Source organism: Ruminococcus sp. AM43-6 (assembly GCF_003461785.1).
GTDB lineage: Bacteria > Bacillota > Clostridia > Oscillospirales > Ruminococcaceae > Hominimerdicola > Hominimerdicola aceti.
Window position 1 is genome coordinate 46,455 of record NZ_QTXU01000011.1, and the last position, 16,784, is coordinate 63,238.

General features: G+C 39.2%; 8 protein-coding genes. 6 read left to right on the top strand and 2 right to left on the bottom strand.

Features of this window, described 5'->3' with window-relative positions; all coding sequences use genetic code 11:
* Positions 1-4 precede the first annotated feature (4 nt).
* Genes DW938_RS07780 through DW938_RS07800 form a run of 5 tightly spaced genes read left to right on the top strand, consistent with a single transcriptional unit; the run spans position 5 to position 9,499 of the window.
* Positions 5-3,232: a helicase-related protein gene (locus DW938_RS07780; RefSeq protein ID WP_207660694.1), complete on the top strand. Its 3,228-nt coding sequence runs from the start codon at positions 5-7 to the stop codon at positions 3,230-3,232.
* On the top strand, positions 3,232-3,876 hold the full coding sequence (locus tag DW938_RS07785; protein WP_118124406.1) for a DUF4391 domain-containing protein: 645 nt from the start codon (positions 3,232-3,234) through the stop codon (positions 3,874-3,876). Before DW938_RS07780 ends, DW938_RS07785 begins: the two co-directional genes overlap by 1 nt.
* A complete protein-coding gene (locus DW938_RS07790) occupies positions 3,876-4,508 on the top strand; it encodes a hypothetical protein (protein WP_118124407.1) in 633 nt (210 codons plus the stop codon). Before DW938_RS07785 ends, DW938_RS07790 begins: the two co-directional genes overlap by 1 nt.
* Positions 4,509-4,521: 13 nt before the next feature.
* Positions 4,522-6,459 (top strand): site-specific DNA-methyltransferase, encoded by a 1,938-nt coding sequence (locus DW938_RS07795; RefSeq protein WP_242992449.1) that lies wholly within the window; start codon positions 4,522-4,524, stop codon positions 6,457-6,459.
* 1 nt (position 6,460) lies between these two features.
* Entirely contained in the window at positions 6,461-9,499 is a 3,039-nt protein-coding gene (locus DW938_RS07800; protein ID WP_118124408.1) for a DEAD/DEAH box helicase family protein, read from the top strand.
* Between the two features lie 84 nt (positions 9,500-9,583).
* Here DW938_RS07800 and DW938_RS07805 read toward each other — a convergent pair whose 3' ends face one another.
* Both DW938_RS07805 and DW938_RS07810 read right to left on the bottom strand, forming a co-directional pair.
* Positions 9,584-13,189: a hypothetical protein gene (locus DW938_RS07805; protein ID WP_118124409.1), complete on the bottom strand. Its 3,606-nt coding sequence runs from the start codon at positions 13,187-13,189 to the stop codon at positions 9,584-9,586.
* A 262-nt stretch (positions 13,190-13,451) separates the two neighbouring features.
* On the bottom strand, positions 13,452-15,254 hold the full coding sequence (locus DW938_RS07810; protein ID WP_118124425.1) for a DUF4209 domain-containing protein: 1,803 nt from the start codon (positions 15,252-15,254) through the stop codon (positions 13,452-13,454).
* 398 nt (positions 15,255-15,652) lie between these two features.
* On the opposite strand from DW938_RS07810, the gene DW938_RS07815 reads away from it, so the two are divergent.
* Positions 15,653-16,741, top strand: coding sequence for a site-specific integrase (locus tag DW938_RS07815; protein WP_118124410.1), 1,089 nt, complete (start codon positions 15,653-15,655; stop codon positions 16,739-16,741).
* Positions 16,742-16,784 lie beyond the last annotated feature (43 nt).

The window sequence follows — 16,784 nt, forward strand, 5'->3', positions numbered from 1 at the left end:
CAGCTTGAAGGTAATTGATAATATCAGCACTCTGTTAAAAGATGAACTGATAGAAAACATAAAGAAAGGCAGTAAGATGACGATCGCCGCCTCCTGCTTTTCCATGTACGCATACAAAGAGCTAAAAAAACAGCTCGACAATATAGAGGAACTCCGCTTCATATTCACCTCACCGACGTTTGTAAAGGAATCAGCGAAAAAAGAGAAGCGTGAGTTCTTTATTCCCCGTATGGACAGAGAGTCGGGACTATACGGTACGGAATTTGAGATAAAGCTTCGCAATGAAATGACACAGAAGGCTATTGCTAAGGAGTGCGCCGACTGGATCAAAGCTAAGGTGAAATTCCGTTCCAATGTCAGCGGTGACGGAATGATTGGTTTTGTTACTGTCGATAATCAGACTGAGTCATCGGCTTATTCGCCTATTGTTGGATTTACTACAACCGATATAGGTTGTGATCGTGGCAATAATGCCTATAATATGGTTCAATGTCTCGATACACCATTTGCTCAGCAGTATATTTCACTTTTTAATAATCTTTGGAATGATAAATCCAAACTTGAAGATGTAACAGAAACTGTTATTGAGAGCATCAGTACCGCCTATAATGAAAATGCTCCGGAGTTTATATACTTCATGACGCTGTATCATGTGTTCAGCGAATTTCTTGAAGATATTTCCGAAGATGAACTGCCAAACGAAGCAACAGGCTTCAAGCAGAGCAAGATATGGGATATGCTCTACGACTTTCAGCGTGATGCTGTCCTTGCTATCATCAACAAGCTCGAAAAATATAACGGTTGTATTCTTGCGGACAGCGTAGGTCTTGGCAAGACGTTTACGGCACTGGCGATCATCAAGTATTATGAGAACCGCAACAAGACCGTACTTGTATTATGCCCGAAAAAGCTCGCTGAAAACTGGAATACATACAAGGACAATTATGTAAATAATCCTATCGCCTCCGACCGCCTGAATTATGATGTGTTGTTCCATACCGATTTGTCCCGTGACGGCGGTTATTCCAACGGGCTTGATCTTGAAAGATTGAACTGGGGTAACTATGATCTTATCGTTATAGATGAGTCCCATAATTTCAGAAACGGTATCGGCACACATTCCAATACAAGGGAAAACAGATACCAAAGGTTAATGGAAAAGGTTATCCGTGCAGGCGTTAAAACTAAGGTGCTTATGTTGTCGGCAACGCCTGTCAATAACCGTTTTACCGATCTGCGAAACCAGCTTGCACTTGCTTATGAGGGCTGTTCTGAGAACCTGAGCGAAAAGCTGAATACAAAGAAAACCATAGAAGAAATATTCCGTCAGGCGCAGAGAGTATTCAACGAATGGAGCGATTATCCGAAGGAACAGCGTACTACCGATTCGCTGCTGCGTATGCTTGATTTTGATTTCTTTGAGCTGCTCGATAGTGTTACTATTGCACGTTCAAGAAAGCACATACAGAAATATTATAACAGTGAAAAGATAGGCAAATTTCCCGAAAGGTTGAAACCTATCTCGCTTACTCCGTGTCTTACAGACCTCAGCAATGCTATTAATTACAATGAGATATACAGCAGTCTGATAGAATTATCACTATGTATCTATATGCCGTCACATTATATCTTTGAGAGCAAACTCTCAAAATATATGGACACCAGCGATAATTTCAGACAGTCTAACCGTGAGCTTGGTATCCGCAGGCTCATGGCGATAAATCTGCTGAAAAGACTGGAAAGCTCGGTCAACTCGTTCTCGCTTACATTACAGCGAATTTTAGACCTTATAACCACTACGATAAATGCTATCAATGCTTTTGAAAAGCACGGTGCCGCTAATCTCGATATGTATGAAATGACCGACGATGATTTCGACATTGATGACAGCAACACCGACTTTACTGTCGGCAAAAAAGTCAAGATAGACCTTGCGGATATGGACTATCGCTCATGGCGTGATGATCTGCAAAAGGATAAGGACACCCTCGAACTGCTGATTTTGATGATAAGAGATATTACACCTGAGCATGACAGCAAATTGCAGGCGCTGTTTGAGCTTATCACAAAAAAACAGAATGCTCATATCAACGCAGGCAATAAGAAAATGATTATCTTTACTGCTTTCTCAGATACGGCGGAGTATCTCTATGAGAATGTCAGCGTATATGTCAAGCAACAATTCGGGCTTGATACTGCTATGATTACAGGCAGCGAGGACGGCAGGACAACCATAAAGCTAAAAAGAGCCACACTCAATAATGTGCTGACGCTGTTTTCGCCCATATCCAAAGGCAGAGATGTGCTTATGCCCGGAAGTACGCAGGAGATAGATATTCTTATCGCAACAGACTGTATTTCCGAAGGTCAGAACTTGCAGGACTGCGACTACCTTGTAAACTATGACATTCACTGGAATCCCGTCCGCATAACCCAACGTTTCGGACGAATCGACCGTATCGGCAGTAAAAACGAAGTCATTCAGCTTGTGAACTTCTGGCCTGATATGAACCTTGATGATTATCTGAACCTGAAATCAAGAGTTGAAACAAGAATGAAAATCTCGGTCATGACCTCTACGGGTGATGATGACCTTATCAATGCAGAAGAAAAGGGCGATTTGGAATACCGCAGCTCTCAGCTCCGAAAGATGATGAATGAAGTTGTTGATATGGAAGACATGAACGATGGTATTTCTATTATGGACTTGGGGCTGAACGAATACCGCCTTGACCTGCTGGAATATGTTAAGACACATAAGGATATTGAAAAGAAGCCGAAGGGACTTCACGCTGTTGTGCCTGCAACAGATGAACTCGGTGAGGGTGTGATATTCGTTCTGCGGAATGTGAATGACAGCGTGAATATCGGCAATCAGAACCGCATACACCCGTTCTATATGGTTTATATCGGCATTGACGGCGAAGTGATCTGCGATTATCTCAATCCGAAGAAACTGCTTGACGATGTGCGTCTGCTGTGCAGGGGCAAGTCAAAGCCGATAAAGGAACTGTGTGCGGTGTTCAATAAGGAGACAGATGACGGCAGGAATATGTCGCAGATGAGCGAACTGCTGAGTATGGCTATCGACTCTATCATCGACACGAAAGCTGAAAGCGACATTGACAGCTTGTTCGGTTCGGGTGGCACAAGTGCGCTTGTGTCGGACATTTCGGGACTGTCGGACTTTGAACTGATATGTTTCCTTGTGGTAAAGGATGGTGACAAATAATGTTTGGACTGCCCGAAAGCACCTATTTCGGAAAGCTCGTTCCGAAGAATAAGTTTTATGACAAGCTCGCTATCGATAAGAAACTGGAGCGCAGTTTCATAGATCAGATAAACTCGATACGCTGGGTGCATAAGCTGTCCGTCGATACACTGAATGTGGAGAAAGGCGGTACTGTTGAAGAAGTCGAAGTCTTTCTGATAAAGCTGAAAACAAGCGAGCTTGACCTGAATGTGCTTCGGCAAATGGACAGGCAGCTCCACTATCATCTGATATTCATACTGGAATTTGAGGAACAGTATCAACTTTGGACAGGCTACAAGGAAGAAAGCACAAATGCTGCTTTCAAGGTCGGGAATTATTATCACACCGATTGGGTTACAGAAGATACTTTCTCCCTGCGGATAGACGGTCTGAACATGGATACTGTCTATGAGAACCTTGTTCGTCAGATTGCAGGCGATACGCTGGCACAGGAAAACAGCGAGAGCCTGAAAGAGACTGTTGAACGGCAACTGGAACGGGAAAAGCTCACAAAAGAGATTGAAAAGCTCCGTGCGAAGATACGCAAGGAAAAGCAGTTCAACCGACAGGTGGAGTTGAACAAGCAACTGAAAACACTCTTGAAACAACTGGAGGAACTATAATGGATTTATCCCAAGTATTGTCTATTGCGACAGCCTGCATTGTTAGTGCTGGCGGTGTTGGAGGCATAGCTATTGCAGTTATAAAATTTTCATCAAATATCATAGCTGAAAGAATATCTGTTAAGTATGAAAATAAGTTAGAACGGGCTTTAGAAAAATATAAAACAGAATTGAGCAAAAAAGAGTATGTGAGCCAAGTAAAATTTGATGCAGAATTTGAAATATATAGAACATTAAGCAAAGGATTTAGTACGGCTGTTAAAAACATCATTTTAATGATTCCTGACGGAAAGGCATATTTTCCAGCAGATAAAGACAAAAGAAAAGAATATGAAAACAATAATTATGTGAATGCTAATAACGCTATTGTTATGGCACAAGATGCTTTATATGCAAATGGAGCATTTATCTCGGAAGACTTGTATAACAAATATAATGAGATATTAGCATTGTGCGGTCAACAGCTTAATGCATTTCAAAGAAGGTACAATGTATTGTATTTCGCTTCACAAGAGAAAAAAGAGAGCTATACAGATAAAGAATATGAGCGAACCACAACAATCAAAGAAAAATGGCTTGAATTGAATAATTGCGTCCGAGAATATATCTCAAAATTAGAGGTTATTGATTAGGAGGAATCTCATAATGGAAAAGAGGAATCTCATAATGGAAAAAATGAAAATGGAATCCGCAAACATTACGGATATGAACATAGATAAGATTGCCGCACTGTTCCCGAACTGCATTACGGAAACGGCTGACGAGAACGGCAAACTGAAAAAGGCAATTAACTTTGAAATGCTCCGTGCAATGCTGAGCGAGGATATTGCCGAGGGCGATGAAGCCTATGAATTTACTTGGGTGGGCAAAAAGGCGGCTATTGCCGAAGCTAACCGCCCTATCCGCAAGACGCTGCGCCCGTGCGTGGAGGAAAGCGTGAACTGGGACACCACCGAAAACCTCTACATCGAGGGCGATAACCTTGAAGTGCTGAAACTGTTGCAGGAAAGCTATCTCGGCAAGGTGAAGATGATATATATCGACCCGCCCTACAACACGGGCAACGACTTCATTTACCGTGATGATTTCGCCGTGTCTGCTGACGATTACGCAGAGGGAAGCGGACAGCTCGACGAGGACGGCAACCGCCTTTTCAAGAACACCGATTCAAACGGCAGATTCCATTCCGATTGGTGCAGTATGATCTATTCAAGGCTGATGCTGGCGAGAAATCTGCTGAGTGATGACGGGGTTATTTTTATTTCGATTGATGATAATGAATATGATAATTTGAAAAAAATATGTGACGAAGTATTTGGATTAACAGATTTTAGAAGTATGGTAACTGTTATAGCGAATCCAGGTGGAAGAGATTATGGTGGAATAGCAAAAACAACAGAATATATTATGATCTATTCAAAGTCTGAAAGCACTGTTTTACAGAAAGTACCTGACGAGAACCATATTTTTGAAATGAAAGACGAAATCGGACCATTTGAATTGAGAGAGTTAAGAAATCGTAATACCGTTTTTAATGATAAGAACAGACCTAATCTGTGTTATCCGTTTTATCTTGACCCTAATAATGTTGATGAATTTGGATTATATCATCTTGCATTAGAGCCTGATGAAAATCATTCTATTAAGGTTATGCCTTTGGTTTCCAATGGAATACAAACAGTATGGCGTTGGGGAAAGAATGAAAAATCACGCCCAAATCTCAACATAAATGTTAAAGGAAAAAAGAAACAGGACGGAACATACATGATTGTTGAAAAATACAGAGATGAAAATGTGATGGTGAAAAATACATGGACTGATAAAAAATTTCGTACAGAAAATGGTTCCGTTCAAGTTAGAGATATAATGGGAGGTAAAGGCATTTTTGATTACCCAAAGCCAATAGAAATACCACATTTAGCTTTACTTATGAGTACAGATAAAGATTCTATTATCCTCGACTTTTTCAGCGGCAGTGCGACAACCGCACACGCCGTAATGCAGTTAAACGCAGAGGACGGCGGACACCGCAAGTTTGTCATGGTTCAGCTCCCCGAAAAGACTGACGAGAGCAGCGAAGCATACAAGGCAGGCTATAAGAATATCTGCGAGATAGGCAAAGAGCGAATCCGCAGGGCAGGCGCAAAGATAAAATCCGAAACAGGTGCGGATATTGATTACGGTTTCCGTGTGCTGAAACTCGATGACACCAATATGCAGGAAGTTTATTACACCCCTGCCGAAACAGATCAGCAGATGCTTTTAGGCTTTGAGAGCAACATCAAGCCCGACCGCACCGACCTTGACCTGCTGTTCGGCTGTCTGCTTGACTGGGGTCTGCCGCTTTCCATGCCGTACAGTTCCGAGCAGATAGAGGGCGTGACGGTGCATACCTACAATGACGGCGACCTTATCGCCTGCTTTGACAAGGCTATCCCCGAAAGCGTCATAAAGACCATTGCAAAACGTCAGCCGCTGAGAGTTGTGTTCCGTGACGACAGCTTTGCAGACAGCCCGTCGAAGATCAATGTCAGCGAGATATTCAAGATGCTCTCGCCGGATACAAGGGTTAAGGTGATATGATATGAAACTGCAATTCAAACACCAGAAATTCCAGGCTGATGCGGCAAAAGCTGTTGTTGATGTGTTCGCAGGTCAGCCATATCTCACGCCTACATACATGATCGACAGAGGCTCTGAAACTCGCCTGACCGATACAGACGAGGAATTTACAGGCTGGGCAAATCAGAAGCTTATCCCTGCCCTGACCGATGATATGATACTGGAGCGTATCCGTAAGATACAGCGTGCAAATCAGATAAAGCCCTCGGACAAGCTGGAGGGGCGGTATAACCTCACTATCGAAATGGAAACGGGTGTCGGCAAGACCTACACCTACATCAAGACCATGTACGAGCTGAACAAGGCTTACGGCTGGAGCAAGTTTATTGTTGTCGTGCCGAGCGTTGCTATCCGTGAGGGCGTGTTCAAGTCATTCCAGATCACGCAGGAGCATTTTGCAGAGGAATACGGCAAGAAGATTCGCTTTTTCATATACAACTCTGCAAGGCTCACCGAGATAGACCGCTTTGCATCTGACAGCAATATCAATGTCATGATAATCAATTCGCAGGCGTTCAACGCAAAGGGCAAAGATGCTCGCCGTATCTATATGAAGCTCGATGAGTTCCGCAGCCGCCGTCCTATCGACATTATCGCAAAGACAAACCCCGTGCTTATTATAGATGAACCGCAGTCGGTTGAGGGTAAGCAGACAAAGGAACGTCTGAAAGAGTTTCACCCGATACTGACACTCCGCTATTCCGCAACGCATAAATCCGACAGCATTTATAACATGATCTACCGCCTTGACGCACTGGAAGCCTATAACAAAAAGCTCGTTAAAAAGATTGCGGTTAAGGGTATCAGCGCAAGCGGAACAACGGCAACAGAGGGCTTTGTGTTCCTTGAAAGTATCAATGTTTCGGGTGCAAATCCGACAGCTACTATCCGCTTTGATGTCAAGGGAAAAACAGGTGTCCGTCAGGTCAGCCGAACCGTTAATGAGGGTTTTAACCTCTACGATCAGTCGGGACAGCTCGAAGAATACAAGAACGGCTATACCATTTCCCGTATTGACGCAAGGGACGATCATATCGAATTCCTGAACGGCAAAAAGCTGTTCCTCGGTGATATTATGGGCAGCATAGACGAGGAGCAAATTCGCCGTATCCAGATACATGAAACTATCGTATCACATATCGAGCGTGAGAGACAGCTTTTCCATAAGGGAATCAAAGTGTTGTCGCTTTTCTTCATTGATGAAGTCGCAAAGTACAAGCAGTATGATGAAGCAGGACAGCCTGTGAACGGTATCTATGCGGATATGTTTGAAGAAGAATACAAGGCTGTCATTGAGAATTATCAGCGTGAGTTCGGCGATGACGATTATATCCGCTATCTTGATGCGATTTCTGCTAACAGCACCCATGCCGGATACTTCTCCGTAGACAAAAAGGGCAAGTTGACAGACGGCAAGATCGACAAGAAAGAGAAAACCTCGGACGATGTATCGGCTTATGACCTTATCATGAAAAACAAGGAGCTTCTCCTTGACCGTGATCCGAAGCGTTCGCCTGTGCGCTTCATATTCTCCCACTCGGCTCTTCGTGAGGGCTGGGATAATCCTAACGTGTTCCAGATCTGCACCCTGAAACAGTCCACAAGTGAAGTCCGCAAGCGTCAGGAAGTCGGCAGAGGTCTGCGACTTTGTGTCAATGAGGACGGAGACAGAATGGATACGGGTGTTCTTGGCAATGAAGTGCATAATATCAACGTGCTGACCGTTATCGCAAGTGAAAGCTATGACAGCTTTGCAAAAGGCTTGCAGAGTGAGATTGCAGAAGCAGTCGCATACAGACCAAAAACTGTTACTGCCGAGTTGTTCAAAGGCAGAGAGATCAGCGATGACAAGGGTAACACTCAGGTCATTGATGACGATCTTGCTCAGGCTATCTATGAGGATATGATCTCCAATGGCTATATCAAGCGTGGTCAGCTCACCGACAAATACTACGAGGACAAGGCTAACAATGAGATCAAGGTAGCAGAGGAAGTTGCTGACAGCGCTCCTGCTGTTATAGAGATCATTGAGAGCATTTATGATGAAAAAGCAATTCAGCCCGAAGATGCCCGTAAGAATAATGTTGAGCTTAAAGTCGATGACAAAAAGCTCGCTATGCCAGAATTTAAGGCGTTATGGGAGAAAATAAATTCCAAATCGGTATATGTAGTCGATTTTGAGACTGATGAGCTTATCAAGAATGCTATCAACGCACTGAACAGCAAACTCAGGGTGCAGAAGATATTCTACAAGATCGAATCAGGCTCTATGGAGGGCATTGACTCCAAGGAGGCTCTTGAAAAGGGCGAGGCTATGAAGAAAAACGAGTCCGCCACCGAAACAAGAACTTTCACCGCCAACAAGAGCGTGAAATATGACCTTATAGGCAAACTCGTTGCAGAGACAGGGCTTACAAGAAAAGACATTGTCCGTATCATGACAGGTATTGAGCCTGCGGTTTTCGGTCAGTATCAGTATAACCCCGAAGAATTCATACTCAAATCTGCTCAGCTTATCAATGAGCAGAAAGTAACAGCTATCATTGAGCATATCACCTATCACGCTCTTGATGATCATTACGGTACGGAAGTATTTACTGAGCCTACTATCAAGGGAAAGCTGAACGTCAATGCAATGAAAGCTCAGAAGCACCTCTACGATCATATCGTATATGACAGCACAAATGAGCATGATTTTGCGACGGAGCTTGATACTAACAAGGCTGTTGCGGTGTATGTCAAGCTGCCGAACGGTTTCTATATCTCAACTCCGGTTGGCAAGTATAATCCCGACTGGGCGATAGCTTTCTATGAGGGTGAGGTCAAGCATATCTACTTCATAGCAGAAACAAAAGGATCTATGTCTTCTATGCAACTCCGTGACATCGAAAAAGGCAAAATACATTGTGCTAAGGAGCATTTCAAGGCTATAAGCAGTGATAATGTTGTTTATGATGTGGTGGACAGCTATAGCTCTTTATGGGAAATCATTTCTAAATAAAATTAAAACAACAAGCTGATTCCTGTATAGAGTATCAGCTTGTTGTTTTCTGTTATATTAGTTAATGCATAGATGAGTTAAGATCTATATCTTATTTATAGATTCCTTTGAAATATCAGCATACAATATGGTTTTTTGATTTATGTGATAATATTCATTGCTTATAATCTGTTCGTTCAAAATTAAAACGTCATCAATTTTCCATTTTTCATGTGAAAGATTATAATGCTTTATTATATCATCTATATGATTTTTAATCCAAGCAACCCTACGTTTATGCTTTGAAATATAACACAATTCGCCTTTTTGATCACAGAAAACCCGTAAATACTCCTGATGCATTTCATAAGGAGATTTGGTGAATGAAAAGTCCTTCACCTCGGCAACAATTATTTTTTTCTTTTTGGGATAAATAATTAAGACATCAATATCGCCTATATCTTGATTTTTATCATCCGTTATTTTTATTCCATTGATTTTTTTGACTTTGGAATCGATAATTAACACATCAATTTTTTTTAGTTTATCGGCAACAGCATCGTTGAAATGATTTCCACCTGAATTTGCTATTCTTCCAAGCAGTGATTTTAGTTTTCCTTTTTCATTAAACACAGGTAATTTTGCATCATTTATCAAATCAACTGTAAAAAGCATACAATGATATAACTGCCTATTTCCCCATATAAACTTGTTGTCATAATTTACAATAGGCCTTCTTGTAACCGATAATCTCCTATTAAATTTCCAAGGCCAAATATCATTTTTCGAGAATCCTGAAGGTGGTGTTAGATAGTCGTTTCTTTGACTTAGTGACAAACTATCCATTACTTGCCAAATGACCTTTACATCTAATTTAACATATTTTTTGATTTTATCAGGCAGTTCGTCATGTGTAATAGTTTTTACATTGCTCTCTATTTCATCTCCAATTTCTAACATTGCATAAATGAAGTTAATAAAATCTGTGAAGGTAAATCCAAATTCTTCAAGATAAGCAATATTTAATTCTTGAGGTGGTTGCAAAGCTAATATGTCAGCATGATAAGTATCAATATATGGATTTGAGTGGTCATTTATTCGCTTTATTGCAGCCGTTCCGTTTACAGTTGCAAGTTTGTCAATATCAGTCTTATCTATACCTATACGTCCTGAATTTAAGATAGACATATCACTATCGATAATTTTATATCTATAGTAATCACTGGTATTTGCCCAATCAATAATTGCAGAACAGATTGACAACATTTCCTCATAATCCATTTCACCCAGGTTTATATCTCCTTTTGGAGGCTGAGCTGATATGTATTCCAGCAGAAATTTCTGAGATAGTGATGCTTTATTGATTTGATTGAATTGCTCTTGAAAATCGTTTGTTTTTTCGGGATAGCAATTCAACTGATATGCGTACCTGCCCCTTTTTACCATCATTGAAAACAAGGTTGTCTCAAGGTCATTGCAAAGTTTGTATATTAGTTGTTCTGTTTTATAATTCTGCGAAAAATCACACAACTTTTTGAATAAGTAACCTACTGCATCATTACATATTTTATTCTTTTCTTTGGAGGGAATATTTGTGCCTTTCTGAATCTGTTTCACCTTTGTGAAATAATCGCCTAATTCATACAAGAGTGAATCTTCACATTCAACAGGAATAAGCTGCAATTCTGAATTAGTAGGTTTCAAGTACGGTGTATTTGTATAATCCAAAGCATGAACTTTTTTCTTTAACGGATTACAAAAAACGTAATCTAACTGAGTGCTTACAATATTGGACGTAGAATAAGAAAATAATTCGTTTAGTACTTTAAATAATAGTTCTTTTTCAAATAAGTTTGTCTTTTCCGAGAACTTCAAATAATCTTTAGGACACCAGTGTAGTATAATAACATTATTTTCGTGCTTAACTATGATTTCTTCATTATTTGAAGTGACATTATCTTGAACCGCATAATAATCTGCTATGTTTCCATTTAGTATATTCCTAATTTCGATAGTACTACAATTAAATACATTTTGCTCAATAATATCCTTGACTTCTGATAGCCAATATGATACTACATCCAAAAGAGTTTTTATAACATTTAGCATTTCAATTGAAGTAGGTTCTTCGGTAGTAATCCATATATTAATGTTTTTGAATTTAATTAACAGCTCGAATTGCTTATGCGATGTACTGCAATAAATATTACGCTTTAAATCTGTAAGTACTACCTCTTTTAAATAATTACTATTTGGGAATGAAACAAGCTGCTTATCTAATTTGGTTAGTGCTTTATTAAGATAATCAATAGAATCTCCAAATCCTACAAAAAGGTTTGATTCTCTAACATCGACATCATCGTCTATATAGAAAGAATAATTGTTGTCAGAGTATATTGCGATATAGTTTATATCCATAGGATACGGAAGAAAACTTGGTGAAAGTTTCAATTTACTGTCAATGTATCTTGGGATAAAATTTGAATGATGGGATTCGTTTACAGATAAGCAATATAATTCAAATGGTGACAATGCTATATTTTTTGTATATGGCTTCTTCTGAAAACCAACGAATAAAGCTCTTCCAAATGAATTGGATACCGTAAGCTGATAGATTCTATTCTTATTAGGAGTAATTGTAATGTTATCTGCGATATAAGATAAACGTTCCTCAATTTCAGAAGTATCAATTCTCGTTTCAGAGAAAATGTTTTCAAGGTTATAATCTTTTCCGTCATCACAGAAAAAACGAAGAAATAGAATACCATCATTTGATACGTTCAATAATAATTCTTTGTAGTCAAGTCTATTTATGAGGTTTACACCATACTCACTTTCTTTTATTTTATGATGTCCTAATCTGGAAAGATTTATTATGCATTTCTTAAAACAATCATCATTGTACAATTGTATTAGTTCGTCAAAGCAATTATACTCCTTAGCTTTTTTTAAAAAGAAATGAATCAAAAACGGGGCGAGTATTGTATGATTTAAGATGATAGAATACTGTGTATTAATTTTTAGGAATGGTTTATAATAGAATTCAAAATTATTTCCATCTGAAATAAAATCTCTGTCTTTATTGCCAAACACAGAAAAAACACTTTCAGCATCACTTCTAAGTAACTCATAAATCAAATTATTGTCGATAGTAATGGAGTTGATCAACATACCAGACTTTTCAGTTGACATAGGATAAACTATATTAAGGGTTTCATGATGCTTTAATGACGATAGATTATAGCCCAATATCTCTGCTGTTTTATTCAATATTTCTAAAATAAGAGTTGCCATATTTCGACATTCGAAAACAAATACTTCATCAAAGCTGTTTTTATTTGCAAATATAATGTCAAGAAATATTTGTAGATTATACCCGATATATCGAGTTATCCCTGAAAAAATCCACTTGTTTCCGTAGAATTGCTCACGATAGATAAAAGGTTCTTCAATTGGATCAATACCATATGAGATAGATAATTTCATGCACTCATTGACCATCTTTTCAAACTTTGCTTTTCCCATTATATTTGTACCAGTAAAAAAAGATAAGTCTTTGCTTAAAATACAATCTATTATTGTATCAAAAATCATACACTTGTTTTGATTCTGCGGAATAAGATTCAGTGAAGAAACGCGCTCCAAAAAATTATATATATCATAATTCTTAAGATCTAAGAGCAGGTTGTTTAAAATTTCATTGTCGCTCACAATTATCACCCATTTTCAAAACAAATTTCGATTGTTATATGTTTGCTGTCATATATATTTTATCATAATTTGAGGTAAAATGCAATAAAAAATGCTATCGATCATACTTCTGATAGCATTTCCCTTACTTTATATGTAAATAACCTATCATCACTCCTCATCCGAACATTCCTTCAGCTCCTGCACGGACTTGACGAGTGCAGTGACGAAGACGAATAATAGTAAGCGAGCGAGTTGTCAATAATGGCAACTCGCTCGCTTACTATTTTATGATTTGAATATCGTCTTTAGTTGGTCCTTTGAAGTTTTTAAGTTTTTCGCTCTTTAGAATAATATCATTACAAGAAAAGGCGGTGAATGATAACAACTTAATCACTAACGCTCCAAAGTACAAACATTCACCTGAAGAACACTCAGATTCTCCAATAATTCCGTGAGCAATTCTATTTCTAATATTTGCACCTGCTTGTTCATTCAATAGTCCGCGAAATGCAAATATTATGTTGTTATCATAAGCATCCAATAATTCAGGTAAAGAGAATACCGAACTTAACACTTTTTCTTGAGCTAACCCATCATCAGATAGTGTACTTGTTAACCCACCGACCTCGTTAGCTATATTTCTAAAAAGATTCTCCATTTGTGGTGCAAGGATATGCATAGCCTCATAATACTCTCCTCTTAAAAAACAGCCAACACCTTTTTGAAAGATTGTTTCTCTGCCTTCGGGAATAATACAGTTTTCTTTAGTAAGAAAATCGACCATAGCATTGTTGATAGAAAACCTACTTCTGATATACTGAAGAATGTTTTTTACCCATATATCTCCAATAATTCTTTGTGTTTGCAGCGAAGAACGGAACATATGTAATTCTAATAATTCCTGATCTTTTTCAGGATCATTATCATCCAGAGGTGCCATCTTAATAATTGTTCTTTCCTGCGCATCTAATACATTAGTTCCAAATAAGGATGACAATGGATTGTTTGTACATTCTTTGATTGTCCGCTTCCTGAGTGTATCTATTGATTCAAAGCCAACATATCGAGTGAATCTGATGATGCATTCTTCAAATGAAAGCCCATCCATATTTGTTTTTATATTTTCAATAACTTTTGAAATGTCAAATGTCGTACGGAAAGTATGCATATTTTTAGGAATCTTTTTTTGTACTTCGACAAGTTTCTTATGAACTGATTCAGCCTTGGAGCTTGCACCATTGTTACGAAATAACACTATGGCTTTTTCATAGAAACCAACAGATCTAAATGCTCCCATTGCACCATTCTCTAATAGTCTTTCAGCAAAGTCGTATTGAAACTGCGCTAATGCAAGATTACACTTGGTAACTTCGTTTTTCTTATTAAGTTTATTGTAGCATTTGGCTTCAAGTTCATATGCTTGTTCAATTGCGAGAACACTATCATCATTACTATTCAAAGATATAATGGAGTCCACTGCTTTTATTATTAAAGAAAGGTCAGTGCTTTTCTGCTCAAAGAATAACTCCATTATTCTCAATGCACAAAATGCATTTATATGAGTAACTTCACCGATAAAAGTATTACAGAACCAATCATATATTTCAGAGTACAACGCTTGAAATTTGATTTGTTGAGAGATACATACTGCTCTTTTTAACGGATTTAATGCTTCATAATACTTTCTGACTTTATATACCTGTTGAAATGTTTCCCAATATGACTGTGCAGCTATTTGTGAATCAGGATAGTTTTTCCTCTGTGTCCATAGTATGTCTGAGATGAGTGACCTTAATGCTAAAGGTAGTCTGTCAAGCTTAGTCTTTTCAAGAATTTGGTAATCGGTTTCTGTAATGTCTTCAATAGCAAATGACCTGCTCCCATCTTTATAGGTAAACATAGGATTAAATGTGATTTCATTTTTAGTTACATGAGTCCCCATAGAAGATATATTTTTCAGCAATTCAAACAATATTCTATCATTGTCTTCAATCGTTGAGTTATCCACATTGGCAAACAAACGTGACATAGAATAATAATGAGGTTCTGTAATTATCTCGTTCAATACTTCGTAAATATCCATATTATCCACCAGCCCTATATTTTTATACTCAAGACAGAGATAATAATTGTCTAATACTATTATATCACATCTTTGGCAAATTGCAAATTCATCTTTTTCAATTTTACTGTAAAGAAGCTTCTTATACGACAGCAAGGAGCATTTTCACATATTCAGCGCGCATACAGCGCAAGACCTGCGCGCAGTTGCTCTATAATACAGAAAAGCCGATTTCTCGAAATAGATACATTCACGAAATCCGCAATAATTCAATGGCAGATGGCATACTACCCCTTATTGAAATTATACAAGATTTCACTTAAAATTTCAAGTATAATGCTGAAAATCAGCGGTTTGTATACAACAAGGGCAATGCAGATGTGCAGATTGCTATTCTGAGAGCGTTGGAGGGCTACTGAATGGAGAAAACAGGTATAACTATTACAAAGCGTAAAGACGGGCGGTATGTCGGGAAGTTCATCGCTGAATACGCCGATAACGGCAAAGCACAATATCATTATGTTTATGGCAAGACCTACGAAGAAACCGAAAGCAAGGTGCTTATCGGACGTGAGATAGCCACACGCTATCTTTCGGGCAGATATATCACAGTCAGCAAGGTGTATCGGGAATGGCTGAATGCTGTGGTAAACCGTGTCAAGGAATCCACACTTGCCAACTACCAGAACAAGTTTGAAAAGCACATTCTGCCTGAATTTGGCGATATTCCATGTGCAGATCTGACCGCAGGCAGGATCAATGCCTTTATAAACAAAAAGCTCGCAGACGGGTTATCTGCAAGCTATGTGAGGGATATATTTACTGTTTTCAAAACGATGCTGAAATATGCACAGGAGGAATATGGGTTCAGGCTTTCCCTGAAAAATGTCGTTCTACCCAAAGCCGAAAGAAAGCAAGTCGAAAAGATCAGCGATACAGAACAGAAAAAGCTCGTTTCCTATCTGAAAGCCAATATGTCGCTGACTGCTTTTGGTATCCTGCTGTCGCTTTTTATGGGTTTGCGTATCGGTGAGCTTTGCGGTCTGAAATGGGAAGATGTCGATTTTCAGCACAAGGTACTGCGTATCCGCAGGACTGTTCAGCGTATCACTTCCGCCAACGGTAACAGGAAGACAAAGATCGTGATCTCCGCTCCAAAGTCGGCAACATCATTCAGAGAGATTGCCATCCCCGATATGCTCATGAAGTATTTTGAAATGTTCCGTGATGAAGCCGATCATTTCATCTTATCGGGTGCTGACAAGCCTGTCGAACCTCGCACGATGCAGTACCGCTACAAGAAGATACTGCAATCGGCGGAAGTAGAAAGCCACAATTATCACAAGCTCCGCCACACTTTTGCGACCAATTCCGCAGAGAAGGGTTTCAACATCAAAGCACTGTCTGCCGTCCTTGGTCACAGCAGCGTAACCCTGACACTCAACCGATATATCCACCCCGACCGCACCTATGAACGCAGGCTCATGAATATGTGTATGCAGTTGTGAATTGTTGTCAAAACAGCATCTTGAAAATTGAATAGTGACGGTT

Coding starts and splice junctions, on each gene's coding strand:
- DW938_RS07810 (WP_118124425.1), bottom strand. CDS start 15,254: ATGGATATTTACGAAGTATTGAACGAGATAATTACAGAACCTCATTAT.
- DW938_RS07785 (WP_118124406.1), top strand. CDS start 3,232: ATGTTTGGACTGCCCGAAAGCACCTATTTCGGAAAGCTCGTTCCGAAG.
- DW938_RS07795 (WP_242992449.1), top strand. CDS start 4,522: ATGGAAAAGAGGAATCTCATAATGGAAAAAATGAAAATGGAATCCGCA.
- DW938_RS07800 (WP_118124408.1), top strand. CDS start 6,461: ATGAAACTGCAATTCAAACACCAGAAATTCCAGGCTGATGCGGCAAAA.
- DW938_RS07790 (WP_118124407.1), top strand. CDS start 3,876: ATGGATTTATCCCAAGTATTGTCTATTGCGACAGCCTGCATTGTTAGT.
- DW938_RS07815 (WP_118124410.1), top strand. CDS start 15,653: ATGGAGAAAACAGGTATAACTATTACAAAGCGTAAAGACGGGCGGTAT.